This window comes from Chryseobacterium amylolyticum (assembly GCF_051011775.1).
Classification (GTDB): domain Bacteria; phylum Bacteroidota; class Bacteroidia; order Flavobacteriales; family Weeksellaceae; genus Chryseobacterium.
This window is the reverse complement of record NZ_JBPCHX010000001.1, coordinates 179,187-204,252: the sequence shown is the minus strand read 5'-3', so window position 1 is coordinate 204,252 and position 25,066 is coordinate 179,187. Positions and strand designations below refer to the sequence as shown.

16 protein-coding genes are annotated in these 25,066 nt (G+C 38.2%); 10 read left to right on the top strand and 6 right to left on the bottom strand.

What is annotated here, in order from left to right; genetic code table 11:
• Positions 1–34: 34 nt before the first annotated feature.
• The 4 genes from ACR1PO_RS00965 to ACR1PO_RS00950 form a co-directional block, all read right to left on the bottom strand.
• Entirely contained in the window at positions 35–1,666 is a 1,632-nt protein-coding gene (locus ACR1PO_RS00965; protein WP_433985500.1) for a M1 family metallopeptidase, read from the bottom strand.
• Between the two features lie 138 nt (positions 1,667–1,804).
• Complete coding sequence (locus ACR1PO_RS00960) at positions 1,805–4,762, bottom strand: reprolysin-like metallopeptidase (RefSeq protein WP_433985499.1); 2,958 nt, start codon at positions 4,760–4,762, stop codon at positions 1,805–1,807.
• Positions 4,763–4,989: 227 nt separating this feature from the next.
• The gene (tatC, locus tag ACR1PO_RS00955; RefSeq protein WP_433985498.1) at positions 4,990–5,817 is read right to left on the bottom strand and encodes a twin-arginine translocase subunit TatC; all 828 of its coding nucleotides are present in this window, start codon (positions 5,815–5,817) and stop codon (positions 4,990–4,992) included.
• Positions 5,818–5,882: 65 nt separating this feature from the next.
• On the bottom strand, positions 5,883–6,842 hold the full coding sequence (locus tag ACR1PO_RS00950; protein ID WP_433985497.1) for a KpsF/GutQ family sugar-phosphate isomerase: 960 nt from the start codon (positions 6,840–6,842) through the stop codon (positions 5,883–5,885).
• Positions 6,843–7,000: 158 nt separating this feature from the next.
• Between ACR1PO_RS00950 and recQ the strand changes: the two genes are divergently transcribed.
• The 5 genes from recQ (at position 7,001) to lpdA (ending at position 12,857) form a co-directional block, all read left to right on the top strand.
• On the top strand, positions 7,001–9,205 hold the full coding sequence (gene recQ, locus ACR1PO_RS00945) for a DNA helicase RecQ (RefSeq protein WP_433985496.1): 2,205 nt from the start codon (positions 7,001–7,003) through the stop codon (positions 9,203–9,205).
• A 203-nt stretch (positions 9,206–9,408) separates the two neighbouring features.
• Positions 9,409–10,488: a glycosyltransferase gene (locus ACR1PO_RS00940; protein WP_433985495.1), complete on the top strand. Its 1,080-nt coding sequence runs from the start codon at positions 9,409–9,411 to the stop codon at positions 10,486–10,488.
• Between the two features lie 64 nt (positions 10,489–10,552).
• Positions 10,553–10,897: a hypothetical protein gene (locus ACR1PO_RS00935; RefSeq protein ID WP_433985494.1), complete on the top strand. Its 345-nt coding sequence runs from the start codon at positions 10,553–10,555 to the stop codon at positions 10,895–10,897.
• Between the two features lie 39 nt (positions 10,898–10,936).
• Positions 10,937–11,323, top strand: coding sequence for a cupin domain-containing protein (locus ACR1PO_RS00930; protein WP_332386550.1), 387 nt, complete (start codon positions 10,937–10,939; stop codon positions 11,321–11,323).
• A 130-nt stretch (positions 11,324–11,453) separates the two neighbouring features.
• Positions 11,454–12,857, top strand: a complete 1,404-nt coding sequence (gene lpdA, locus ACR1PO_RS00925) for a dihydrolipoyl dehydrogenase (protein WP_115961212.1) — start codon at positions 11,454–11,456, stop codon at positions 12,855–12,857.
• Positions 12,858–12,987: 130 nt separating this feature from the next.
• On the opposite strand, the gene ACR1PO_RS00920 is transcribed toward lpdA, so the two are convergent.
• Positions 12,988–13,434, bottom strand: a complete 447-nt coding sequence (locus ACR1PO_RS00920) for a hypothetical protein (protein ID WP_433985493.1) — start codon at positions 13,432–13,434, stop codon at positions 12,988–12,990.
• A gap of 134 nt (positions 13,435–13,568) precedes the next feature.
• On the opposite strand from ACR1PO_RS00920, the gene ACR1PO_RS00915 reads away from it, so the two are divergent.
• Positions 13,569–14,393, top strand: coding sequence for a CvfB family protein (locus ACR1PO_RS00915; protein WP_433985492.1), 825 nt, complete (start codon positions 13,569–13,571; stop codon positions 14,391–14,393).
• A 39-nt stretch (positions 14,394–14,432) separates the two neighbouring features.
• Here the strand turns inward: ACR1PO_RS00915 and ACR1PO_RS00910 are convergent, their stop codons facing one another.
• On the bottom strand, positions 14,433–18,341 hold the full coding sequence (locus ACR1PO_RS00910) for a DUF7948 domain-containing protein (RefSeq protein WP_433985491.1): 3,909 nt from the start codon (positions 18,339–18,341) through the stop codon (positions 14,433–14,435).
• 178 nt (positions 18,342–18,519) lie between these two features.
• On the opposite strand from ACR1PO_RS00910, the gene ACR1PO_RS00905 reads away from it, so the two are divergent.
• From ACR1PO_RS00905 to ACR1PO_RS00890, 4 genes are all read left to right on the top strand, one after another.
• Positions 18,520–19,113, top strand: a complete 594-nt coding sequence (locus ACR1PO_RS00905) for a TetR/AcrR family transcriptional regulator (RefSeq protein WP_332386556.1) — start codon at positions 18,520–18,522, stop codon at positions 19,111–19,113.
• Between the two features lie 87 nt (positions 19,114–19,200).
• Entirely contained in the window at positions 19,201–20,568 is a 1,368-nt protein-coding gene (locus ACR1PO_RS00900) for a TolC family protein (RefSeq protein ID WP_374464109.1), read from the top strand.
• Positions 20,569–20,574: 6 nt separating this feature from the next.
• On the top strand, positions 20,575–21,636 hold the full coding sequence (locus ACR1PO_RS00895) for an efflux RND transporter periplasmic adaptor subunit (RefSeq protein WP_332386559.1): 1,062 nt from the start codon (positions 20,575–20,577) through the stop codon (positions 21,634–21,636).
• Between the two features lie 7 nt (positions 21,637–21,643).
• The gene (locus tag ACR1PO_RS00890; RefSeq protein WP_433985490.1) at positions 21,644–24,832 is read left to right on the top strand and encodes an efflux RND transporter permease subunit; all 3,189 of its coding nucleotides are present in this window, start codon (positions 21,644–21,646) and stop codon (positions 24,830–24,832) included.
• The last annotated feature ends 234 nt before the right edge of the window (positions 24,833–25,066 follow it).

Sequence of the window (25,066 nt, the reverse complement as noted above, 5' to 3'; positions counted from 1 at the left end):
CAAATCTGCTGGTATGCGGATTTGCCTTTTTTCTTTATTGAGTGTTAGTATAATTGATATAATAGTTGGGATTAAATTCAACCGGATTATTCTTTTTAAGCTTTACCGTCTGCCATTCTTCCGTTGGATTTATAGTCTGATCGCCATTAATGATAACGGGTAATTTCAGGTTTTTTACCACATCTGTATAACGGAACTTTAAAGTATCACCATCCTGAGCATATTCCAGGGTTGGGATCTTTACCGTTCGCAGATACTGGTCAAAAACAGTAGAAAAATCGATTCCGGACTTTGAGGAAATATAATTTTCAATCTGTTGGGTGGTAACAGTCTGATGATAAAAATCTTTATTCAAGCCTCTTAAAATCTGTCTGAATTTTTCATCATTATTGATGACCTGTCTTATCGTATGAAGCATATTGGCCCCTTTCGGGTACATATCTCCGCTGCCTTCATTTCTTACGCCGTATCTGCCAATAATAGGAATGTCATTATCTATCAGTTTCCTGATCCCCTGAACATAGATGTCAGCAGATTTTTTGTCCATATATTTTTCCGTGAAAAGAGTCTCGGAATAATTGGTGAAACTTTCATGGATCCACATATCAGCCTGGTCCTTTGCGGTAATATTATTGGCGAACCATTCATGGCCGCTTTCATGAATAATAATGAAATCCCAGTGTAACCCAACTCCTGTTCCGGAAAGATCTCTGCCAAGATAGCCGTTCTGATATTTGTTTCCATAGGCTACATTACTCTGATGTTCCATGCCCAGGTGAGGAGACTCTACAAGTTTGTATGAATCTTCATAAAACGGATATGGACCAAACCAGTATTCAAATGCGGATAGCATAGGTTTTACCTGTTGAAACTGTTTTTTTGCCTTGTCCAGGTTATAGTCAATTACCCAGTAATCCAGGTCTAGTTTTCCTTTTTCTCCTTCAAATACATCTTTAAAATTTACATATTTTCCTATACTCGGAATAATGGAGTAGGCGTTGATAGGATTTTTTACCTCCCAGGTATAAGTAGTTTTGCCACCCGTTATTTTTTTATTGGTTAGCCTACCATTACCGACACCTACCAGATCATTAGGCGTTATAATTTTCATGATGATCCCGTTATCAGGTTCATCACTCCAGATATCTTTGGTAGGAAGCCATATGGAAGCTCCTATTCCCTCATCAGCAGCAGTCATCCATGGATTTCCTTTTTCATCTTTAGTGAAAACCCATCCTCCGTCCCATGGTGCATTTTTAGCAATGGTTGGCTTTCCGGAATAAATGACGTTGATGGTGTATTTTTCCCCTTTTTTGAATTTTTTATTTGTTGTAATGAAAATAAAATCCCCATCCTGCTTATAATTGGCAATAGGAAAGCTTCCTTCCACCTTGTCAGCTTTCATAGGCTGCTGAAGATCAATCTGGAAAACAGGATTGGTGACATCTTTTATAATCTCAAAGCTGATTGTATTATTTCCTTTGATACTTTTCTGTTCAAAATCCGGTTCTACAGAAAGATCATACTTTTTAACATCCCAAAAATTACGAAACTCCGTATTGGAACCCTTTAAAGTATCCTGTTTGGTAAAAACCTTTCCTTTCTCAAAGAACTGCCCGAAAACCAATCCTGATGCAAATAACAGGGTATATGACAATTTTTTCATTTAACTTTATTAATAATCTTTTCAAAAGTATAAAATTAAATTAATAGCCTTATGCAGAAAATTAAATTAAATACAGATTTTAAGAAGGCATGAAAAAGCCCGGCCATTAATGACCGGGCTGTAAAAACAAATTCGTTTTTATTTTTTGATGAATTTCAGGTTTGTAGTAGCACCTTTATCTTCAATTGAAATGATATACGCTCCTGTACTTAATTTTGAAACAGGGATTTTATTATCATTAATCTGGCCGTTCATTACTTTCTGACCTGCCATATTGGTGATGATAAACTGAGCTTTAGATGAAATCTGAGTTACATGTAATACATCACTTACCGGGTTAGGATAGATCTGAATAGAGCTCTTGTCTTTTACCGTCTCATTCGTGGAGAGCTGCTGCTGGATAAGTACCGGATAGTCTTCAACTTCACCGTACTGCTGATTGCTGCATCCGCTGTTTGGCTGGCTTTCATATCCCAATACCACTCTCATAATAACGTTTCCTCCGGTATAAGCATCTGCAGGTACAGAGAATGTTCCGGAAACCGGTGTCGCTATGTTAGGTGCACTGGTGTAGATTACTTCAGACGAAGAGAATACTCCGTCTCTGTTGAAGTCGATCCAGGCTGTTACTCCGTCATTGTATTGTGTGCCTGTCCATGCTTTGGTAATACTTATGTTGTTTCCAGAAGAACCAGACATAAGAGTGATCAGCTTCGAAGGATCGGAAGTGTAATCCGTATAAGCAGTATTGCTGCTGCTGTTTGAAACAGGGTTCATTCCCGAAGGCGTTACCGTCACATTGGAAATATATTCGTCAGCTGCGTTTGTTCCCGTTATTGAACATTTAGCAAATGAAGACGTTGTAAAATTGGTTGATGCTGAATAAGAACCCAGCGTACCTCCGCAGACATTAGCCACCTGTACTTCGTATTGGGTTGATTCGGTAAGCCCTGAAATGGTATATGAGTTCGTTGAAACAGGAACAGTGGTCCATGTGGCTGTCCCTACTTTTCTATATTGTACAGAATAGGATGCTCCTACCAGAGCTGCCCAGTTTACAGAGGCCGAAGTTCTTGTAATTCCGGTTACAGTAATTCCGGTTGGAGCAGATGTTGTACAGGCGCTTGCAGATGCGGAAACGGTAGCATTTCCAATCGCATAGAATACATTATCAACAGCACTTACCCTTATTTTTACACTGGCACCTGTTGCCAGAGAGGAGAATGAGAACGGTTCAGCGCCATCATTCGGAGTAGACGGGGTAATCACTGTCCATGTATTTCCATTGTCTGTAGTATAATCTATTTTAACATTCTGTACATTATACGGAGCATTATTGGTGTTTACCACATCCCATGTCACCGCTCCCGGGGTATTATTATAAACAGTAGTTGAAGTTACTTTAAACGGACCTTCGTTTCCTATATCCACTTTCATCAGGCTGCTCTGTGTCTGCTGCTGTGCAGCATCAGGATTATTGTCTCTTACCGTTACCTTGAAGTTCATCGTTCTTGGGATGTTGGATACCGTTTCCCAGTCTGCAGCACTGGTAAGAGTGCCATTAAGAACATTTGAAAACTTAGGGAAATAACGTGTAGGAGAAGTTGTAGGCATCAGCGATCTGAAGTTGGCCCCATTATTTCTGGTGGCACTTACCGGTCCGAAAGCAGAAGTTGCCAGATCATATTGCTCCCAGGTATATGTCATCGGATCATTTTGGGTGTCTGTTGCAGAAGCGGTTAACACAAAAGCTGTTCCTTTAGGGATCATCTTACTGGCCATTGGCTGGATAGCAGGAGGGGTGTTGGCTACTGTAGTAATAATACCGCAATCCTGAGAATTGACATATGCTCCTACTTCCTCAATATTTTTAGTATGGAAATAAGCATCAGAATGCATCTGAACATTATAGTTGGTAATACCGGCATATCCCATAATAGTAGATCCGGATCCCGGTTCCATATGGGCACCATGCAAAGCAATAGACATTGTATGTGCAGCACCGAACTGATGGCCGATTTCATGAGCTACAAAGTCTATATCATAATTATCTCCGAAAGGCTGGTCTGGAGTAGAGGGTGATGTGATTCCTGCACCTTTTGAAGTTGCATCCGTATTGCTTGCAGGGTTTCTGCAGACATTTCCCACATCTCCGGCACTTCCTCCGCCGCCTCTGTGGCCAAAGAAATGTCCTATATCATAAGCGTTGTTACCCACTCCTGCTGTATTGGTAAGAGTTTGCTGAAGCTGAAGGTTCCATGCTGCAGGAGCACTGTATGTACCATTTGAATTGGTTATTACATCCGAATAAGGATCCGTAGCGGGATTTGGAAATATGAGCTGAGGAAGATCCTGCACAATCATATGAATTCCGAAATCTTTTTCGAAAACACCATTTACACGGTTCATTGTTGCATTAATACGTGCCGCTGCCAAAGGAACGCTACCGGCAAGCTGTGTATACTCACCGTTTACGGAGATGGCAATCCTATAGGTTCTGTACTTTTGCTCACTGCTTTTATTAAAACCTCCGCTGTTCAAAACACTTTTTGTCTTAAGCAGCTTATTCATCTCTTTTTTTGCTTTCTCAGGCTCAGAAGTTCTGCATTCGAAAGGATCTTCATGAGATTTATTGGATTTGAAAAAGACTCCGTATACATCTTTTTCTTTGTTGATGGGTTCTATGAATTCATATTTTCCTGTATTGGCATCAAATACCATGGACTGGAAGTCACTAGGTGCAGTACTGAACCGGATTCGCTTATGCGGGTTGTCCAGGCCGATACCCGAATAGGCTCCCAATTCATACCGTTCTGCCATGGACTTTTCCACTACAGGCGAGCTGTACACTGAAAATCTTTCAATTTTTCCGTTAGCTGCAGGGATAGAAACAATTACAGGGGTTCCTCCTGTACCTGCTTCAGGAGCATTTTTCAGCTGATCTCTCAATGCAGAAAGGTCAAATTTATAGGCGTATTCTACCTTTACTTCTTTCCTTACCGGCGTCACTTTCTCCGAGACCGGTTCCCAGCGTTGTGCCTGTAAACCACTCAGACTTAAAGCCAATGCACAGACGAGAATAATTTTCTTTTTCATATTATTTTTTTTGATTGTATTTAAAGTTTTAAATATAGTGTATTTTTTTAAAACTTTTGTTGATAATTCAGTGTTAATTGTTCCTAACTTGATAATATTAGTTAAATTTTGTAGTTGTTTTAAATTGAATTAAGAATAAATATAATTAAGGTTAATATTTTTATATAAAAAATAAGCGCTACCATTCCGTTGAATAGTAGCGCCTGTATTTTTTGGTAAAATATTAATTATTCTTGTACTGCAGGAAGGTTTCCATTACTTTTCTGAACCTTTTTATAAGTGAATGTACACATCATAATACTGAATTCATATAAGATCAGCAGTGGAAAGGCAGCCATCAGCATACTTAAAACGTCAGCAGGGGTAATGATTGCAGCAACTACCATAATCAGAACAATAGCGTGACGACGATAGGTTTTCATGAACGCAGGCGTAAGAATTCCGATGCTGGTAAGGAAATAGATGAGGATCGGGAAAAGGAATATAACACCCATACCCAAAACTACCTGTAAAAATAAAGTGGTATAGTCACTTAAGTCATAAAGCGGAACAATAATATCCGAAATTTTAAAAATAACTCCGAAATTAACAGCAAACGGAAGGATTAAAAAATAACCGCATAATACTCCGGTCATGAAAAGCATCCATACTGCATTGATGATATAAATAGAATTCTTTTTTTCTCTCGGGTGTAAAGCAGGACTGATAAAACGCCACAGCTCCCATACAATATAAGGAAACGCAGCCACCATTCCGCCGAAAACCGATACAGCCATCATTACATTGAACTGCTGATACAGCCTCTGTACGCGGACAGGAAAATCTTTTGGAAGATGAATACTGTCTTCCCCTAAGATCATTCTTGAAAAATGATTAACAAGCCTGAAGGTAGGGAAATCATTTCTGGTAGGCCCGAAAAAGATATGGTCCATAATCCAGTTGATGTTAAAGCCCACTACAAAAGCAGCAATTATGATAGCAATAATCGAACGGATCAGGTGTCCTCTTAATTCTCCTATATGTCCAAGAAAGGACATGTCTTTACCTTCGCTCACAGAATAAAATTTTTAAAGGGCAAATTTATAAAAAAAATGACAGAAGTGAGTCTGATTTCTCAGTTCTAATTGATTCCTTCATCCAGCAGCTTATGCAGATCTATGATCCCGAAATATTTTCCGTTTTCTGTAACGACCAGCTGGCCGATATTATTTTCTTTCAGGATTTTCATCGCTTCTTTGGCAAGAGCATCTTTTTCAATGGTTCTCGGGCGGGCAGACATGATGTCTTTAGCCAGTACCTTGCTGATATCTTCGCCTTTCATCAGCATTCTTCTCAGATCTCCGTCTGTGATCACACCAATAATCTGGTCTTCGTTGGTTACCACCGTAATTCCATGGCTTGATGCACTGATGGAAATAATGACGTCTCTTATCGGAGAATCTTCAGTAACCTGGGGTTTTTGTGAAGATAAAAATTGCTCAACTTTAGAAGTCAGGTTTTTTCCTAAACTTCCTCCCGGGTGGAATTTGGCAAAATCATTGGCCCTGAAATCGTTCAGTTCCATTAAAGCAACAGCCAAAGCGTCTCCTAATGCCATTTGTATAGTGGTAGAGCTGGTAGGTGCAAGTTTATTGGGGCATGCTTCCACATCAACATGAGTATCCAGAATAACCTCTGAAAATTCAGCCAGCTTACTGGTCTTATTTCCCGTCATTCCGATCAAAGCAGAAGAGTAATCTTTTAAATAAGGAACCAGGTTGGCAATTTCAGGCGAATTTCCGGAATTGGAGATGCATAAAACCACATCCTGCTTCTGAATCACTCCAAGATCTCCATGAATAGCTTCGGAAGCATGTAAAAACTGAGAAGGGGTTCCTGTAGAATTTAAAGTGGCCACAATTTTATTCCCGACATGGGCAGATTTTCCTATTCCTACTACAATGAGTTTCCCTTTTGCCGAATGAATAATCTCTACTGCACGGGCAAATTGGTCATCAATTCTGTTTTTTAATTTTTCCAGTTCAGAAATTTCTATTTCTAAAGTGCTTTTTGCAATTGATATAATGTTGGTTCTATCCATTTTACGATGATAAGGTATACAAAAAAGTTCTTAAAAAACGTTATATTTTAAAAAGAATATTTAATATAAATTTTATTTTTTATAAATTCGTTCGCTTTTATTTTAAGCAGAATTTTTATAACTTTGGGTGAGATGCAAATTTAGCAATAGAAAATTAGATGAGCGCAAAAAAAGCCAATTTATCAGGCGAATTGAAAAAGTATTTTGGGTTTTCTACATTTAAGGGCCAGCAGGAACAGATTATAGACAACCTATTAGGAGGGAAGGATATATTTGTTTTAATGCCTACAGGTGGCGGAAAATCATTGTGTTACCAGCTTCCGGCACTTATTTCGGAAGGTACAGCAATAGTAGTTTCGCCCTTAATAGCATTGATGAAAAATCAGGTAGATGCAGTAAACGGCCTTTCATCTGATGATGGGGTAGCCCATGTACTGAATTCATCATTAAACAAAACACAGACCAAACAGGTTTTTGACGATATAAAAAGCGGCAAGACCAAACTTCTGTATGTAGCTCCTGAATCATTAATTAAAGATGATTACCTGGATTTTTTGAAAGAGGTGAAAATTTCTTTCTTTGCTATCGATGAGGCCCACTGTATTTCAGAATGGGGCCATGATTTCAGACCGGAATACAGAAATCTGAAACAGATTATAGATAAAATTGCCAATGTACCGGTGATTGCTTTGACGGCTACCGCCACTCCTAAGGTTCAGGATGATATCCAGAAAACTTTAGGAATGACCAATGCATTGGTATTCAAAGAAAGCTTCAACAGACCTAATCTATACTACGAAGTACGTCCGAAAGTTAATGTAGACAAGGAAATCGTTAAATTTATCAATCAACATAAAGGGAAATCAGGAATTGTATACTGCCTGAGCCGAAGAAAAGTTGAAGAGTTTGCCCAGCTTCTGCAGGTAAACGGAATCAATGCGCTTCCTTACCACGCCGGTCTTGACCAGAAGGTCAGGGTGGCGAATCAGGATAAATTCCTGATGGAAGAAGTAGATGTAATTGTGGCAACCATTGCTTTCGGGATGGGAATTGATAAACCGGATGTTCGTTTTGTGATCCATTACGATTTCCCGAAATCACTGGAGAGTTATTACCAGGAAACAGGAAGGGCAGGAAGAGACGGGGGCGAAGGCCACTGTCTGGCATTCTATGATCCGAAGGATATTGAAAAACTGGAAAAATTCCTGGCTCAGAAACCCGTGTCTGAAAGAGAAATCGGATTACAGCTTCTGAATGAGGTAGTAGGCTATGCTGAAACTTCAATGAGCAGAAGACAATATATCCTGTATTATTTCGGAGAAAGTTTTGATCCGGTAAAGGGTGAAGGTGCCAGGATGTGTGACAACTCTTCCAACCCGCCAAAATTAAAAGATGCAACTGCCGATTTGAAAAAAGTGCTGGAGCTGATTAGTGATACAGGAGAAAAATTCAAGGCTAAAGACCTTATTTCTGTTATTGCAGGGAAAGAAACTGCGGTAACAAAATCTTACAAACTTGAGCAAAGTTCTTATTTTGGTTTCGGAAAAGAAGAAAAAGACAATTACTGGAAAACGATTTTGAGACAGGCCACTGTTCAGAATTTTTTACAGAAAGATATTGAAACATATGGTGTTTTAAAGATTACCGACAAAGGAAGAAATGTCCTGAATGGTAAATCTAAAGATGTCTTTTTAATCGCAGAAGACAGAGAATTTGATCTTACCCAGGCAAAGGCAGAGAGCGATCAGGTACAGCAGCAGGCCGGAGGAGGCCTGGATCAGAACCTTTTCAATCTGTTGAAAGAATTGAGAAAGAAAGTAGCCAGAAAGCACGGAATCCCGCCTTATACAGTGTTCATGGATCCAAGTTTGGAAGATATGACGGTTCAGTACCCGATCACGGTAGATGAAATTACCAAAATCTATGGAGTAGGAGAAGGAAAAGCCAAAAAATACGGTAAAGAATTCGCAGATTACATTAAAACCTACGTAGAAGATAACAACATCGAACGCACTCAGGATATGGTATTGAAGCAGGTGGCCAATAAATCAAGCCACAAAGTATTCATTATCCAGAGCACCGATAAAAAGATTGATCTTGAGGATATTGCAAGAGCTAAAAACCTTTCTATGGATGAACTCCTGAAAGAAATGGAAAGGATCGTGTATCAGGGAACCAAACTGAATATCGATTATTATATTGAAGACAATTTTGATGAAGACATTGTAGACGGTTTCATGGAATTCATGAACGAATCTGAAAGTGACAGCATGAAGGTATTGCTGGATGAATTCGGGGATGAACTGTCTGATGAAGAAGTGAGAATGCTGAGAATCAAATTTATCAGTGACGTAGCGAACTAAAAATCATTATAAAATATAAAATAAGCTCTTCAGATGAAGAGCTTATTTTATTATAAGTTCGTTTAAACTTTTAATTCGAATAAACGCAAATCTTCATTTCTTTTTAAAAGCTTAGTTAATTTCTGTTAATAACCGCCCTAAACGGTCATCTTCCTCCTTCCAATATTTGAAAGATAACTAAACTTTTTAGTAACTTTGATAAGATGAAAAAAATATCTGTCATATTTATTCTGCCGGACTTAGAAACCGGGGGCGCAGAGAGGATTGTTACCACTATAGCAAACCATCTTTCCAGAGATCGGTTTGAACCTAAGATTTTGCTGTTACGTAAACAGGGCGGATATTTGAATTTCCTGAAAAAAGATGTCGAAATTATTGATATCAATACCGAAAGAATAAGACATTCATTAAGACCTATTTTAGGAGAGATCTACAGAAGAAAACCGGATATTGTTTTCTCTGGCTTTGGTGAGGTAAATGCCTATCTGTCTCTGTTTATCAAACTATTTCCGAGAACGAAATTCATTGCCAGGGAAACCAATGTTGTGACCCAGCATGTCACCCGTAAAGAAATTAAATTTTTCTACAATTTTTACAATAATTATCAGAAAATCATTGCCCAAAGTGATGATATGCTCAAAGATCTTGTTGACAATTTTAATATTAAAAAGAAAAAAATCGTCAAAATCAACAATCCTGTAGACTTTGATTTCATTGAAGAGAAAATGGCCTTGTCATCAAAACCTGATTGTTTCAAATATAATTATAAGAATGTGGTTGCCATTGGTAATCTGTCTTCCAGAAAAGGATTTGATAATCTTCTAAAGGTTTTCTCAAGGCTTAAAAATGAGAATATCATGCTTCATATTTTAGGAGATGGAAAAGATAAAGATCTTCTGCTTCAGACAAAAGAACTTTTAGGACTGAAAAAAGTGATCTTTCATGGAAGGCAGGATAACCCATACCAATACTTAAAATTTGCTGATTTATTTGTTCTGTCTTCAAGATATGAAGGTTTTCCCAACGTTCTTCTGGAGGCGGGTGCGTGCGGAACTTATTCCCTTGCCAATAATTGTCCCGGAGGAATTAACGAGATTATTCAGCATAATATAAACGGAGAAATTGCAGATATTGAAAATCATGACCGATTTGCCCAGGAGATTGTGAGGATTCTTCAGAGCAATTATAATCGGGATGCTATTAAAAACTCAATTAAATCAAGATTTTCGAAGAATATTATATTGGACAAATATGAAAAGGTGTTACTCGACTTAATGAAGTAGCTCATATTGTATATTTGAATTATGGAGTTTTATTTCTTTAAATTTGGGGCTAAAATAAATCGTAATGAATAAAATCCCGAAAATAGGATGCGCCTGTGAAAAACCTGACTTCCATTATACAGAATTCAGAAGTTCAGAATTAGGTATAGATCATACTAACGGAAGATATGGAGAAGTAACGATTCAGCAGTGCAAGCTGTGCCAGAGAATATGGGTTCATTATCTTGTGGAGTATGAACATTATTCCAAATCAGGAAGATGGTACAAAGGAATTGTTTCGAAAAAAGACCGGCCTCATATCACTCCGGAAAATGCTGTGGAGTATCTGGAAAGCCTTGAATGGTATGTTTACGGAGGTTCATTTTTTGAAAGTACGGGAACTATCGGACAAGGAACGTTGAAAGTGTAATTTTTTGTGCTGACTTCTTAAAATTTAAATATCCAATCCATGAAGCCATTTATAATTGCTGCTGTAATGCTTAATTCTGTTGCAATGATAGCTCAGCAGAAGGCAATCTCCAGAAAAGAGCTGTTAAAAACTGTTATTGATCAGAAAGTAAAATCTACAGAGATCCAGGAAATAACAATGGCTGCAGGGCAGGGAGCGCCCGAACATCTGCACCCTTGTCCCGTTTTAGGGATAATCAGTTCCGGTGACGCTGTTTTTCAGATAGAAGGACAGGAGAAAGTGATACTTCACAAAGGAGATGCTTTTTATGAGCCCAAAAATGTGAGAATTCTTCATTTTGATAATGCATCAGCTGAACAACCACTTGTCTTTACCGCAATGTATCTGAAGGAGGGAAATGAGGAAAATATAAAGTTCATAAAATAATACTTTTCATAAAACTAAAGCATATAATTATCATTTTTAAAATTGATAAAACTCACTTTGGTGCTTGGTAATTTATATGTAAATTTGTGAGAATTAAGATAGATAATAATAAACAAATTCATACAATAACATGAGTCAATTCGATGTTACCGTAATAGGTTCCGGTCCCGGTGGTTATGTTGCAGCGATCCGTGCAGCACAATTAGGTTTCAAAACAGCAATTATTGAAAAATATTCAACTTTAGGCGGAACTTGTCTTAACGTTGGATGTATTCCGTCAAAAGCGCTTCTTGACAGCTCTGAGCATTTCGAAAATGCAAAGCATAATTTTGCAGGTCACGGAATCATCATCAATGAGCCGCAAGCGGATATCGCCAGAATGATCGAACGTAAAAACGAAGTGATCAAACAAAATACAGACGGAATCAGCTATCTGATGAACAAAAATCAGATTACTGTTTTTGAAGGAGTAGGAAGCTTCGAATCTGCCACTCAGATTAAAGTGACTAAAAACGATGGTTCTTCTGAAACAATCGAGTCTAAATATACCATCATTGCAACAGGTTCTAAACCGTCTACATTACCTTTCATTACTTTAGACAAAGAAAGAGTGATTACTTCTACGGAAGCTTTAAACCTTAAAGAAATTCCTAAGCATTTGGTAGTAATCGGCGGTGGTGTTATTGGTCTTGAACTGGGTTCAGTATACCTGAGATTAGGAGCACAGGTAACAGTTGTTGAATTTATGGATAAAATCATCCCTGGAATGGATGGAGCTTTAAGCAAGGAATTGACTAAAGTTCTTAAAAAACAGGGAATGAAGTTTATGCTTTCTACTGCGGTTTCTGCGGTGGAAAGAAACGGAGATACTGTAAAAATTACAGCTAAAGATAAAAAAGGAGAAGAGGTAGTAGTAGAAGGAGATTACTGTTTGGTTTCTGTAGGTAGAAAACCTTACACAGACGGTCTTGGACTTGAAAAAGCAGGTGTTGAGCTTGATGAAAGAGGAAGAGTAAAAGTAAATGATCATTTACAGACTAACGTAGCCAATATCTATGCAATCGGTGACGTTATCAAAGGGGCAATGCTTGCTCACAAAGCTGAAGAAGAAGGAGTTTTCGTTGCTGAAACATTGGCAGGACAAAAACCTCACATCAACTATAACCTGATCCCTGGTGTTGTTTACACATGGCCGGAAGTTGCAGGAGTTGGTAAAACTGAAGAACAGCTAAAAGAAGAAGGTGTAGCTTACAAAGTAGGATCTTTCCCGATGAGAGCTTTAGGCAGAAGCCGCGCAAGTGGTGACGTAGATGGTCTTGTGAAGATTATTGCAGACGAAAAAACTGATGAGGTTTTAGGTATGCATATCGTAGGAGCAAGAGCTGCTGACCTTATTGCTGAAGGAGTAATTGCTATGGAATTCCGTGCAAGTGCTGAAGACATCGCAAGAAGTTCCCACGCTCACCCGACCTATGCTGAAGCAATTAAAGAAGCGGCATTGGATGCTACGGCAAAAAGACCAATCCATATGTAATATTTGATTAAAAGATTTAATCATTTAAATATAAAAAGGAGAAATCAATTCGGTTTCTCCTTTTTTTGTATAAAAATCGAATTAAGTTTTCAAAATTTCATCTATTAACAATTAAAAATAATAACGGTTTTTACATTATTTTCATTTTATCATAAAACTTAGAATATTTAGGTGCAATATTGAGCTGTACTCCGAAGGTTACCCCTTTAAAATATTTTTCTTTATGAATAGGAAAAGCATATCCGGTATTGAGAAATATTGCATTAAATAATGAGACGCCTATTCTTGGTTCCAGGGAATAGGGATTGCCGGATGCTCCAATCAAAAGTCCGGCACGAAGAAGATTGATGTTCATCTCCGGAATAAATTTATCTGTATCATTAACGCGGGTATAAAGTAAAGAAGGGCCCAGGATAATGGAACCATCATAGCTATTCCCCAATCTGTATTCTAACCCTGCCTGCAGGACGCTCCGTCCGGTGTAACGGTATGAAATATTCAATGCAGTTTTCTCTAGAATCTGGGCTTTTGAAAAAAACATTGAAAAAAACAGAAACAGGATACCATATTTTTTCATGATTATTTTTGTTCAAATGTAAGTGTTTTATGGTCTTTATGAAAGATGAAAATAAGTCTTTAAAGAATTATAATGGTATTGACTAGGTTCGCATCTTCAAATTTCCGTAACTTTGTCAGCTAATTTTATCATCAATGCAACTCGGAAAAACTCAAACTTTAACAATTTCAGAAAAAATTAATTCAGGATGGATCCTCGTAGACGAATCCGGTGAGAAAGCTTTTCTTCCCAAAATTTTCATTCAGGATGAGAAAGAAACAGGTGAGGAAGTTGAAGTATTTGTGTACCAGGATGACGATAAATTAAAGGCAACTACTGAAATTCCATTAGCTGAAGTGGGAGAATTTGCAGTAATGAGCTGTGTACAAAGTCTTCCAAGCGGAGCTTTTATGGACTGGGGAATTATTAAAGATTTATTTATCCCTTACAAGCAGCAGAAAACAAAAATAGTAGAAGGGAAAAGATATCTGGTATATATTTATGTAGATGAAGATATGGAGTTGATTACCGGAACTACAAAATTCAAAAGGAATCCTCAGTATGACGAACTTCCTTTCAAAAAAGGGGATAAGGTAGATCTGATCATGATGAACGAAAGTGAACTGGGCTGGAACGTGATCATCAATAAGCAATACATTGGTCTTATCTATGCTTCAGATGTTTTTAAAAAGCTTTATCCGCTGTCAGAAGAAAAAGGATATATCAAAACAATACGTGAAGACGGGAAAATAGACGTTTCTTTACAGCCGGAAGGTTTTGAAAATATCGACGAGTTCAAACAGAAAATTCTGAGCAAGCTGGAAGAAAATTATGGACTTCTGTATGTCTCTGACAAGTCTTCTCCTGAAGAGATCAAAGATGAGCTTCAGATGAGTAAGAAAAACTTTAAAAAGGCGATCGGAGGACTTTATAAAGATAAGGTTATTGATATTTTAGACGATAAAATCAAATTATTATAAAACTAAAAACGGGCAGAAATTTCTGCCCGTTTTATTTTATTACCGGTTCTTGATCAGAAGCCATCCGTTATAGATTCTTCCGTCAGAAACTTTTATGGTGTACCAGTAATTTCCTGTAGAGACCGGGTGTGATTCATATTTCCCGTCCCATTGGAAAGGTCTGTTTTTAATGATTTCTCTATAAATAGTAACTCCTCTTCGATCATATAAACTGACTTCGGTTCCCGGATAGTTTTCCAGTCCTGCAATTCTCCATGTATCATTGATTCCATCACCATTGGGACTAATCGCATTGGGAATATTAAAGATTGAAAAGCTCTTTTGTCCAATGATACATCCGGATTTTGTTCTTACATAAACAGTATATTCTCCCATATTCAGATTGGTGAAGATATTGGAATCCTGCCATGTAAAATTGTTTAAAGAAAACTCATAATTTCCGCTCTGAGAAAGAATAACGGTCGCTGTATTATTCGTGATATTTACAGAAACAATATGGGCTAAAACAGAATAGCTCACCTGAGTGGAACCTGTATTTTCACATCCGAATATATTGGTCACTTTCACAGTATAAGTTCCGGGAGTCGTTACCGTAATTGTCTGAGTAGTTGCTCCGGTATTCCATTCGTAAGATTTAAATCCTGGTCCGGCATCCAGTACAACTGATTTTCCTTCGCAGAAATCAAGTGTATCAGGTAACTGAACAATAGGTTTGGGATTTAATGTAAGGTTTAATCTTACCACTTTAAAGCATCCGTCTGGTGTTGCAACTCTTACGTGAATAAGTGTTGTTCCTGTATTTAAAACATAAGCTGAAGGATTGGATATAGCATTTCCTGCGGTGTCAGTATAAGTGAAAATGTAATTACCCGGATTATTGATAATACTGGCTTCATAAGAATGAAGATTAACAACCATAGAATTCGATGTGGTTGTATTACACTGCACTAGCGTAATATCCTTTGCCGGAACATTATCTGTAGAAAGTGTTACTGTAATGGCCAGTTTTTCAGATTCACAGTTGTTTAAGGTCTGGGTTACAAAATATGTTTGCCCGTTTACAAGAGGAGTTGTTATTGGGATTATATTTCCTGCAGCATTGTAGAATTTCAGAGATGTTCCTGTTACAACAAGTTTTTCTAAAGCAGGATCGGCAGAAGCGCAGAAATCCTGATTTATATTGGCTGTTGGTTTAGGAGTTGTATTTACTGTTGCCAGGATAGCTGTTTTATTACTTTCACAGCCGTTAATGGTCTGAGATGCATAATAGGTCTGTCCATTGATAAGAGCAGCTGCAGCTGATAAAACATTGCCTGTGGCATCATACCATTTTATATTCTGACCTGTAATCTGAATGTCAGAGATCTTTGGATTATTGGTGGCACAGAAGGTTTGTTGGGTGTTTGTGGTGGTTGGAACAGCAGGAGAGACTATAATTATATTCTGATTTTGAGTCGCAGTATTTCCGTTTCCATCGTTATAGGTCCAATGGATGATATAGTTTCCTGGGATGGAATAGGATAAAGGATCTGTTGTTGTTGCTGTAACAGTTCCTGCACAGTTATCTGCAGCAGTAGGAAAACTCGTAATTGTTGTATGGCAGTCTCCTGTAATATCTGCCATAGTGGCAATATTGGGAGTAGGAGCGATATTGTCACCCACAACAACGTTTACTGTGAAAGTTCCATCACAGGCTCCGGATCCTGAGACCTGACATGTATATGCACCGGCATTGGCTGCTGTTGCATTGGGTATTGCTGGGTTTTGCTGATTGGAAGTAAAACCATTAGGCCCTGTCCAGTTGTATACTGTTCCTCCTGTCGCGTTCAGCTGAAGCATACCGTTAGGACATACGGGAGAATTAGATGTCACAACAGCAGTTGAAGTGCAGTCCTGAAATTTAGCGATAAAAATGTCGTTTCCGCCTCCTGGTGATTGTTGAAAAGTTCCTGGTGTAGCAATGCCGGAGGTATTTCCGCCTGACATTCCGGCAAGGTAAATAGCGCCGTCATTATCTTTTGTAACTTCACTTTGTTGTGTGGCTCCATTTCCTGTATAATAAGTTCCCCATTCTTTTACATCATTCTGGTTATATTTAATTAGGAATGAAGAAATATACATTGCAGGCATTCCCATATAGGCTCCGGGGGTTGATATGTCAGGTTGCCCGCTTGAATGCAGTCCGGTAAAGAAAACGTTTCCGGAAACGTCGGGATATGCTAATAGCTGGGGTTCACCTGTGAAATTGAAATAATTTTTTGTAATAGTATTGTTGGCCAGGTTTACCCTCCAGATTCCTGGTTGTCCCAAAGGAAAAGCGGACGTAGAATATTTCCCTGGCAAAATTAGAGTATTATTTACAATCCTTGCTTTCCATATAAGTTCTGATCCTGCATTGCCATAATAGCTTGAACGCAGGATGGTATTCCCTGATTTTGAAAACTGTATATAAAGTCCGTCTGATTCACCGCCTTTTACAGGTTGAAAAGCATTAACCATAGGAATTGTTGAAGATTGCGTAGCACCAATGATTTCAAGATTGTTATTCGAAGAGAAAATCTGAAAAACTGAAGTGGAACCATCGCTGCTCCCCAAATAAGTTGCCCAGTCAACACTACCGTTTGTTGAATTTAAAGATGCTAAAATTCCATCTGTGTATCCGATAGGAGTAGACTTTGTGGGCTGCATTGCATTAACAGTAGGGAAATCAGTGCTAAAAGAATGTCCTCCAATATAGACGTGGTTTTGATTATACGAAACCGAATAAAGCTCACTTTGTCTGGTAGAAACGAACTCTTTTTGAAAAGCAAGGCCGCCATTACTATTAAATTTTACTAAAATAATATTTTCATTATATGGCCCTCTCTGAACTCTTCCTCCAGCATAAATGTTAAAGCTTTCATCAAAATCTACATCGCCAAAAACATCTGTCATTCCAAAGCCATAATAAGTTCCCCAAAGTTTTTGCCCATTTTTTGTGAGTTTCATCAGAAATGCATCAAGTCCGCCGGCAACATTTTGCTGATAAGTTCCGCTAGTAGCAAAGTTTGTCGTACTATTTGTGGTTCCAAACAAATAACCGGTACTCTCAATATCTGTTTTGATCCTGCCATAATCATCACCAAATCCTCCCGCATAACTTCCCCATATTCTTGTGGGTACAGGATCTATAACCATTATTTTATCAGAAGTATTTAATGGGGTGTTAAACCCGAAAGTCTGATCACCAAGATCTTTAAAAGAAACATCAATGCTTGTTTTTGTATTTCCCAAAATCCAGCTGTTAGGAATATTTTCGTGCATTTCCCCAAAACGGACATTCATAGCTAGTTTTCCATCTTTTATCAAAGTAGGGGCACCGTTAAATTTCATTTTAATATCTGAAATTTTTCCACCAGGATTGATGATGAAGTTATATTCAATGGGTTTTAATGTATCATTGGGTTTGAAGAATACCAAATCAATATGAGGATATATATTCTTATAGCTGATTTTTTGATATCGGTGAACATTCGTAATACCTTTTAAGTTTTCCGGCAGATTATAATAATTTTCGTAATCAGGTGATTTCCCTTCAGGTAAAATAGTAACTTTTTTATTTGAATTGATAAGCTCAATGTCTATTCTGTGAATTAATTTTTCATAAATGTACTGATCTATATCAGATGGCGTTGGCGTTGGAACTGTATTTTTTGTTTTTTTTGAAAAATCAGGATTTAAGGTTTTCTTAGTTTCATATATATCATAAGAAAAACCATTAGAACGCAGCTGTACATTCAGACCATTAGAGTGAAAAAGATATTTCACATCGTTATTTTCTTTGCCATTCTGATCTATAATTTGCCCTCTGTTTTCATAAAAGTGATAGAAATTGTTTTTAGAAATCTTCTTCTGTGAAAATAGAAGTGCTATGCTCAAAATTGAGAACAGCGAAAGAATTTTCTTCATTGGTTATTAATTTTTGCGGCAAAGATATAAAAATAGACTTCTTATTAAATAATAAGTAATCGCAAACTTTACCATAGAAATATGACGGATGTTATAACTTTTTTGTTTAATTTTTTTGTTTAACAATTTTGTCAAAAATAAATTTTAATATAAATTTGCACAAATTTGTTTAACAAAAATGTCAAATCAAGCAAAAAAAGACCAAACACAGGAATTAATCAAAGAGACAGCGAAGAATTTGTTCTTTGTGAAAGGAAAATTTGATGCTACTACGCAGGAGATCGCCGATGAAGCAGGAGTAAACAGGACTCTTATTAATTATTATTTCCGATCACGGGATAAGCTTATTCAGATCATCTTTGACGAAGCACAAAGAGTAGAACAGGAAAAGTCGAAGATCATTCAGGATTCTGATCTGCCCTTCAAAGAAAAGATCAGCAAATTCATAGAGAGCAGTCTTTCTACAAGTCTTCAGTATCCCTATCTGGAAACCTATATTGTGTCACAGATTAATAAAGGGACCGGCCATCACAGGGAAATTGAAGAAGATATTCTGAATGAAATGTATCGTGATATCGAAAAAGAAATGGAGTTGGGAAATATAGAAAAAATGGCACCGGTTCAGTTTATCCTGAATATGGTTTCACTGCTGGTATTTCCAAGTGCCATACGGCCATTATTGATGGAAAATCTTTTAATTAACGATGAAGAATATGACAGGATTATTTCTGAACGAAAAGAGATTATTATCAACATGTTATTTAAAAATTAAAAAAAAACTAAAGTATTTCTGATGATGATTCGTCAAATAGAAATAAATAATGAATGAATAAATAAAAAATAAACGAAGTATAAAATTATGAATAGAAAACGTATAACTGCTACAAAGCTAAAAATTGGGATAGCTTCAGCATTTATGATTTTCGGCTTTTCATTGGTGTCTGCCCAGCAGCAGGTTTCCCTGCAGGAAGCAATCAAACAGGCACTCCAGAATAAGGCAGAAGCTAAGAAAGCTGCTTTACAGGTAAAAAAAGCCGAATACAAGATTGATGAGGCCAGAGCCGGAGCTCTCCCTCAGATCAGTGCAACAATAAGCAATACGTACAATCCTATTTTGCAAAAATCTGTTCTTCCCGGTGAGGTTTTAGGTAAACCTGGTGAGCTGATTCCTGTTGCTTTTGGAACAAAATGGCAATCTGTAAACGTAGTAACTCTTAACCAGAACGTTTTTGATCAGAGAGTTTTTATTGGTCTTAAAGCAGCGAAATCTACAAGAGAATTCTATCTTTTAAATTCGGATTTAACCAACGAGCAGATTATTGAGAATGTTGCCACAGCATATTATCAGGTGTTCGTACAGGAAGAGAATCTTAAAACGGTGGAAGAGAGCTATGCCAATACGGAAAGGGTAAGAAACGTCATCAAAAGTTTGGTAGATAATGGCCTTGCTAAGCCAATTGACCTGGATCGTACCAATGTTCAGCTTACCAATATAGGTTCAAACAAGCAACAGTTAATTAACGCTGTTGAAGTTTCAAAAAACTCACTGAAGTTCTATATGGGAATTCCTATTGATACGCCTATTGAACTTGAAGAGAAAACAATTGTACCGAATCCACAGCTGTTGGACAGCAATGTGAATCTGGAGACCCGTTCTGAATTAAAAGTTTTGAATAAGCAAAGAGAACTTCTGGAATATAGCAAAAAAGCAACTATTGCCAATCTTTATCCTACGGTAGGACTTTCAGCTAACTATGGCTGGCAGGGGCTGGGGAATAAATTCCCTTATGCTACAGGATCAAGCCAGGGAACGAACTGGGGAGACTATGCTTCCATTGGCTTAGCGATTAAAATTCCGATTTTTATGGGAGGGGCTACCAAAGCTCAGATCCAACAGGCGGAAATCGATATTCAGGATTTAGATCAGGATATACAGAATAAAAAACTGAACTTGAGTTTAGATTATAAAAATGCAGTTTCCAATATGGAGAACGCAATAATCAATATTCAAAGCATGAAAGATAATGTGGACCTGGCAGAAAAAGTACAGAAAAATACTCAGTCTAACTATCAGTACGGTCTGGCAACACTTACAGAAGTATTGGATACTGAAAATGCTCTGACACAGGCTAAACAGAATTATGCGAATGCATTGCTGGACTACAAGCAGGCTGAAATAAAAGTAATTAAAGCAAAAGGAGAGTTAAACACATTACAAAACCCATAATAAACAATGAAAAAAACTTTAATATATATCATCGTAGCAGCTGTACTGGTAGGTTTGGCCGCTTACAAGATTGCAGGTAACAAAGAAAAGCAGACTCAGGAAGTAAAAGAAGTTGCCAAGCAGGTAGATAAAATCAACGTCAATATCGTAACCGTTACAAGAGAAAATATTGATACAGACTACTCAGCCAACGGAACTTTTATTCCTAAGCAGGAAATGAGCCAGTCTTCCGAGATCTCAGGACGTATCGTAAACGTTTTGGTAAAAGAAGGTTCAAGAGTAAGTGCAGGTCAGGTTCTGGCAACCATCAAAAGAGATGCTATCGAAGTAGATGTTACCCAGGCTCAGAATAATCTGCAGAATGCTATTATTGATAACCAGCGCTATGAAAACGCATACAAAACAGGTGGAGTTACAAAACAACAGCTTGATAATTCAAGGCTGCAGCTTAAGAATGCTCAGGCAGCATTAAAAGCACAGGGTGTAAAAGTAAACGATACAAGCATCCGTGCAGGAATCAGCGGTACGATCAACAAGAAAATGGTTGAGCCGGGAACTGTTGTTTCACCCGGGACAGCAATGTTTGAAATTGTTAATATCAACAGCTTAAAGCTTTCTGTCTTAGTAGATGAAAGCCAGATCGGAAAAATCCAGTTAGGTCAGGAAGTTCCGATTAAAGTAAACGTTTTACCGGAAGATTCTTTCGTAGGAAGAATTACATTTATCGCTCCTAAGAGTGATGCTTCTTTGAATTTCCCTGTTGAAATTGAAGTTCAGAACAAAGGAAACCTTAAAGCCGGTATGTATGCAACTGCTAAATTCAGTACCAACAACGGTGCGGAAACCCAGAATATGCTGACCGTGCCAGCAGAAGCGTTTGTAAACGGAGTAAGCTCAGGACAATTATTCGTTGTTCAGAATGGCGTTGCAAAATTGATCAAAGTAACCATCGGAAAAGTTTACGGGGATAAAGTTCAGATTTTAAGCGGATTGAATGGCGGAGAGCAGGTGGTAACCAGCGGACAGATCAATCTGGACAACGGATCTAAAGTAAACATTATAAAGTAGAACGTTTATGAAGTTAGCAGAAATATCGATTAAAAGACCCTCGCTGGTAATTGTATTATTTACAATTCTGACGTTGGGAGGTATCCTGAGTTATACGCTCATGGGATACGAATTGATTCCGAAGTTTGAAACCAATATGGTAACCATATCTACCGTGTATCCGGGAGCTTCGCCTGCAGAGGTGGAGACATCCGTGACCCGGAAGATTGAAGATGCCGTAGGTTCCCTGGAAAACGTTAAAAAGGTAGAATCTTCTTCATACGAAAGTTTATCCGTTATCATGGTTCAGCTGAACGATGGAGCCGATGTAGACTACGCTTTGAATGATGCCCAGAGAAAGGTAAATGCAATCCTTGCAGACCTTCCGGAAGATGTAAAGGCTCCTTCTCTGAATAAATTCTCGTTAGATGACTTACCGATCATCACGATGAGTATTTCATCTGATAAACTGAACAGTAAAGATCTTTATGACTTACTGGATAAAAAGATTGAACCTATTTTCTCCCGTGTAAACGGTGTGGCTCAGGTTGATCTTGTGGGTGGGCAGGAAAGAGAAATTCAGGTGAACCTTGATGAGAAAAAATTACAGGGGTACGGCCTTTCAATAGGAGATGTACAACAGGCTATCCTTTCATCAAACCTTGATTTCCCTACAGGGAGCTTGAAAACAAGAACTACAAAATCTACGATCAGACTTTCAGGAAAATATAAATCCACTGAAGAGATGAATAACCTTGTGGTTTCCAATAAAAACGGAGCCCAGGTACGTTTATCCGATATCGCAACAGTTTTTGACTCTCAGAAAGATGTGGAGAAAGTAGCGAGATTCAATCAGTTTCCTACCATTTTGATGCAGGTTAAAAAACAATCTGATGCGAATGCGGTATCGGTATCTGAAAGTGTTCAGAAAACAATTAAAACAGTAGAAGAAGCATACAAAGTTCAGGGCGTAAAAGTAAAAGTGGTAAATGATACTACAGACTTTACCCTTGAGTCAGCCAACCACGTTATTTTCGACTTATTCTTAGCGATTATTCTCGTGGCAATTGTGATGCTATTATTCCTTCACAGTATCAGAAACGCATTTATCGTAATGGTTTCTATCCCGGCTTCATTGGTGGCAGCGTTCATCGGTATGAATCTAATGGGATATACTTTGAACCTGATGAGCTTACTGGGGCTGTCGCTCGTGGTAGGTATCCTGGTAGATGACGCGATCGTAGTACTGGAAAACATTTACCGTCACATGGAGATGGGTAAAAGCAAGATCAGAGCGGCGTATGACGGAGCATCAGAGATCGGATTTACCGTTGCTGCGATTACATTGGTAATTGTGGTGGTATTCTTACCGATCGCAATGAGTTCAGGTCTTGTGGCCAACATCCTTGCTCAGTTCTGCGTCACGGTAGTTATTGCAACCCTATTATCATTGCTGGCTTCATTTACCATCATTCCTTGGTTATCATCAAGGTTCGGTAAACTGGAACATTTAACAGGTAAAAACTGGTTTGAGAAATTCATCCTTTGGTTTGAAGGATTAATTGACAAGTTCACACACTGGATTACCGGTATTCTTGAATGGTGTCTGAAAACAACATTAAGAAGAATCTCAACAGTAGTCATTACATTCATTGTTTTAATCAGTTCATTTATGCTGGTAGCATTCGGATTCATTGGAGGTGAGTTCTTCCCGCCGATCGACCGTGGTCAGTTCCTTGTACAAATGGAATTATCCAAAGATGCAACTGTTGAAAAAACCAACCAGTTAACATTAGAAGTTGAGAAATTCTTAAGAAACGATAAAGATGTTGTAGACCTTATTACAACAGTTGGACAACAGTCTACAGGTTTTGGTGGAGCTCAGGCAACTACTTACCAGTCTGAAGTTCAGGTAAACCTGACAGATAAGTCCGAACGTTCTGAAAGTACCAACATCAAAGCGGCAAAAATAAAAAGACAGCTGGAAGAGAAATTTACTGGTGTTGAGTTTAAAACGGCTCCGATCGGTATCATGGGTGCTGAAAATGCTCCGATTGAAATGGTTGTAACAGGACCGGATAACGCAACCGCAGTAAAAGAAGCAACCAGAATCCTTGAGCTATTGAAAAAAGTACCGGGAGCTGTGGATGCTGAGCTATCAACAGATACAGGAAGCCCTGAAGTTCAGGTAAGTATCGACAGAGATAAAATGGCTTCTTTAGGCTTGAATCTTTCAAGTGTAGGACAGACGATGCAGACGGCGTTCAACGGAAATACAGATGGTAAATTCAGAGCAGGAGAATATGAATATGATATCAATATCCGTTTCGGAGATGTCAACAGACAGTCCATTGATGATGTTAAAAACCTTATGTTTACCAATGCTCAGGGGCAGCAGGTTCGTCTGAGCCAGTTTGCAGATGTGAAAATGGGTTCAGGGCCAAGCTTACTTGAGCGTAGAGATAAATCTCCTTCTGTAAAAGTACGAGCAAAAGCGGTAGGTAGACCGGTAGGGGACGTAGCTAATGAATGGGCAGATAAGTTCATGAAGAGCGATAAAAAACCTGTAGGAGTAGATTATATCTGGAGTGGTGATATGGAAAACCAGCAGGAAGGTTTCGGTACGTTAGGAATTGCTCTATTGGCAGCTATCGTATTGGTATACCTGGTAATGGTTTCACTGTATGACAGTTTCGTGTATCCTTTTGTGGTATTGTTCTCAATCCCGTTAGCGATGATCGGAGTAATGGTAATTCTGGCTTTAACTGCCAATTCACTGAACATCTTTACGATGTTAGGGATGATCATGTTGATTGGTCTGGTAGCGAAGAACGCAATCCTTATCGTTGACTTTACGAATGCGAGAAAAGCAGCAGGAGCCAATACCCACGATGCTCTGGTACAGGCTAATCACGCACGTCTTCGTCCGATCCTGATGACCACCATTGCGATGATCTTCGGTATGTTACCGATCGCATTGGCAACAGGTGCCGGAGCAGAGATGAACAAAGGTCTTGCATGGGTAGTAATCGGTGGTCTGACATCATCTCTATTCCTTACATTGATCATTGTACCGGTAGTATATTCATTATTTGACTCTCTTTTAAGAAGACTGGGACAACATAAGAAAGTAGACTACGAAGCTGAAATGAAAGCTGATTACGTACACAGAGAACTGAATGAGGACGGATTTACTCCGAAGCATTTGGATAAATAAATTAAGCCTTTAATTAACCGAAAAGCTGTATCATTTTGATACGGCTTTTTTGTTGGCTAATGAATGTGTATGTCATAGATTCTGGCTAAAGCCATTGAATGATATTTGCTATTCTAAATGGGTTTCAGCTCATTTCTCTTTGGCTTGATTACCAATGAGATTCTTTCTTCCTTAGAAATCGAAGACTCGACGGAGTCAATGACAAACGTGAGCGATTAACTTTTAAGATATTCA

Excerpts from the sequence above, each read along its gene's own strand:
- ACR1PO_RS00940 (WP_433985495.1), top strand. The coding sequence starts at position 9,409 with ATGAAAAAAATATCTGTCATATTTATTCTGCCGGACTTAGAAACCGGG.
- ACR1PO_RS00950 (WP_433985497.1), bottom strand. The coding sequence starts at position 6,842 with ATGGATAGAACCAACATTATATCAATTGCAAAAAGCACTTTAGAAATA.
- lpdA (WP_115961212.1), top strand. The coding sequence starts at position 11,454 with ATGAGTCAATTCGATGTTACCGTAATAGGTTCCGGTCCCGGTGGTTAT.
- ACR1PO_RS00915 (WP_433985492.1), top strand. The coding sequence starts at position 13,569 with ATGCAACTCGGAAAAACTCAAACTTTAACAATTTCAGAAAAAATTAAT.
- recQ (WP_433985496.1), top strand. The coding sequence starts at position 7,001 with ATGAGCGCAAAAAAAGCCAATTTATCAGGCGAATTGAAAAAGTATTTT.
- ACR1PO_RS00890 (WP_433985490.1), top strand. The coding sequence starts at position 21,644 with ATGAAGTTAGCAGAAATATCGATTAAAAGACCCTCGCTGGTAATTGTA.
- ACR1PO_RS00930 (WP_332386550.1), top strand. The coding sequence starts at position 10,937 with ATGAAGCCATTTATAATTGCTGCTGTAATGCTTAATTCTGTTGCAATG.
- ACR1PO_RS00900 (WP_374464109.1), top strand. The coding sequence starts at position 19,201 with ATGAATAGAAAACGTATAACTGCTACAAAGCTAAAAATTGGGATAGCT.
- ACR1PO_RS00895 (WP_332386559.1), top strand. The coding sequence starts at position 20,575 with ATGAAAAAAACTTTAATATATATCATCGTAGCAGCTGTACTGGTAGGT.
- ACR1PO_RS00910 (WP_433985491.1), bottom strand. The coding sequence starts at position 18,341 with ATGAAGAAAATTCTTTCGCTGTTCTCAATTTTGAGCATAGCACTTCTA.
- ACR1PO_RS00935 (WP_433985494.1), top strand. The coding sequence starts at position 10,553 with ATGAATAAAATCCCGAAAATAGGATGCGCCTGTGAAAAACCTGACTTC.
- ACR1PO_RS00960 (WP_433985499.1), bottom strand. The coding sequence starts at position 4,762 with ATGAAAAAGAAAATTATTCTCGTCTGTGCATTGGCTTTAAGTCTGAGT.
- ACR1PO_RS00905 (WP_332386556.1), top strand. The coding sequence starts at position 18,520 with ATGTCAAATCAAGCAAAAAAAGACCAAACACAGGAATTAATCAAAGAG.
- ACR1PO_RS00965 (WP_433985500.1), bottom strand. The coding sequence starts at position 1,666 with ATGAAAAAATTGTCATATACCCTGTTATTTGCATCAGGATTGGTTTTC.
- ACR1PO_RS00920 (WP_433985493.1), bottom strand. The coding sequence starts at position 13,434 with ATGAAAAAATATGGTATCCTGTTTCTGTTTTTTTCAATGTTTTTTTCA.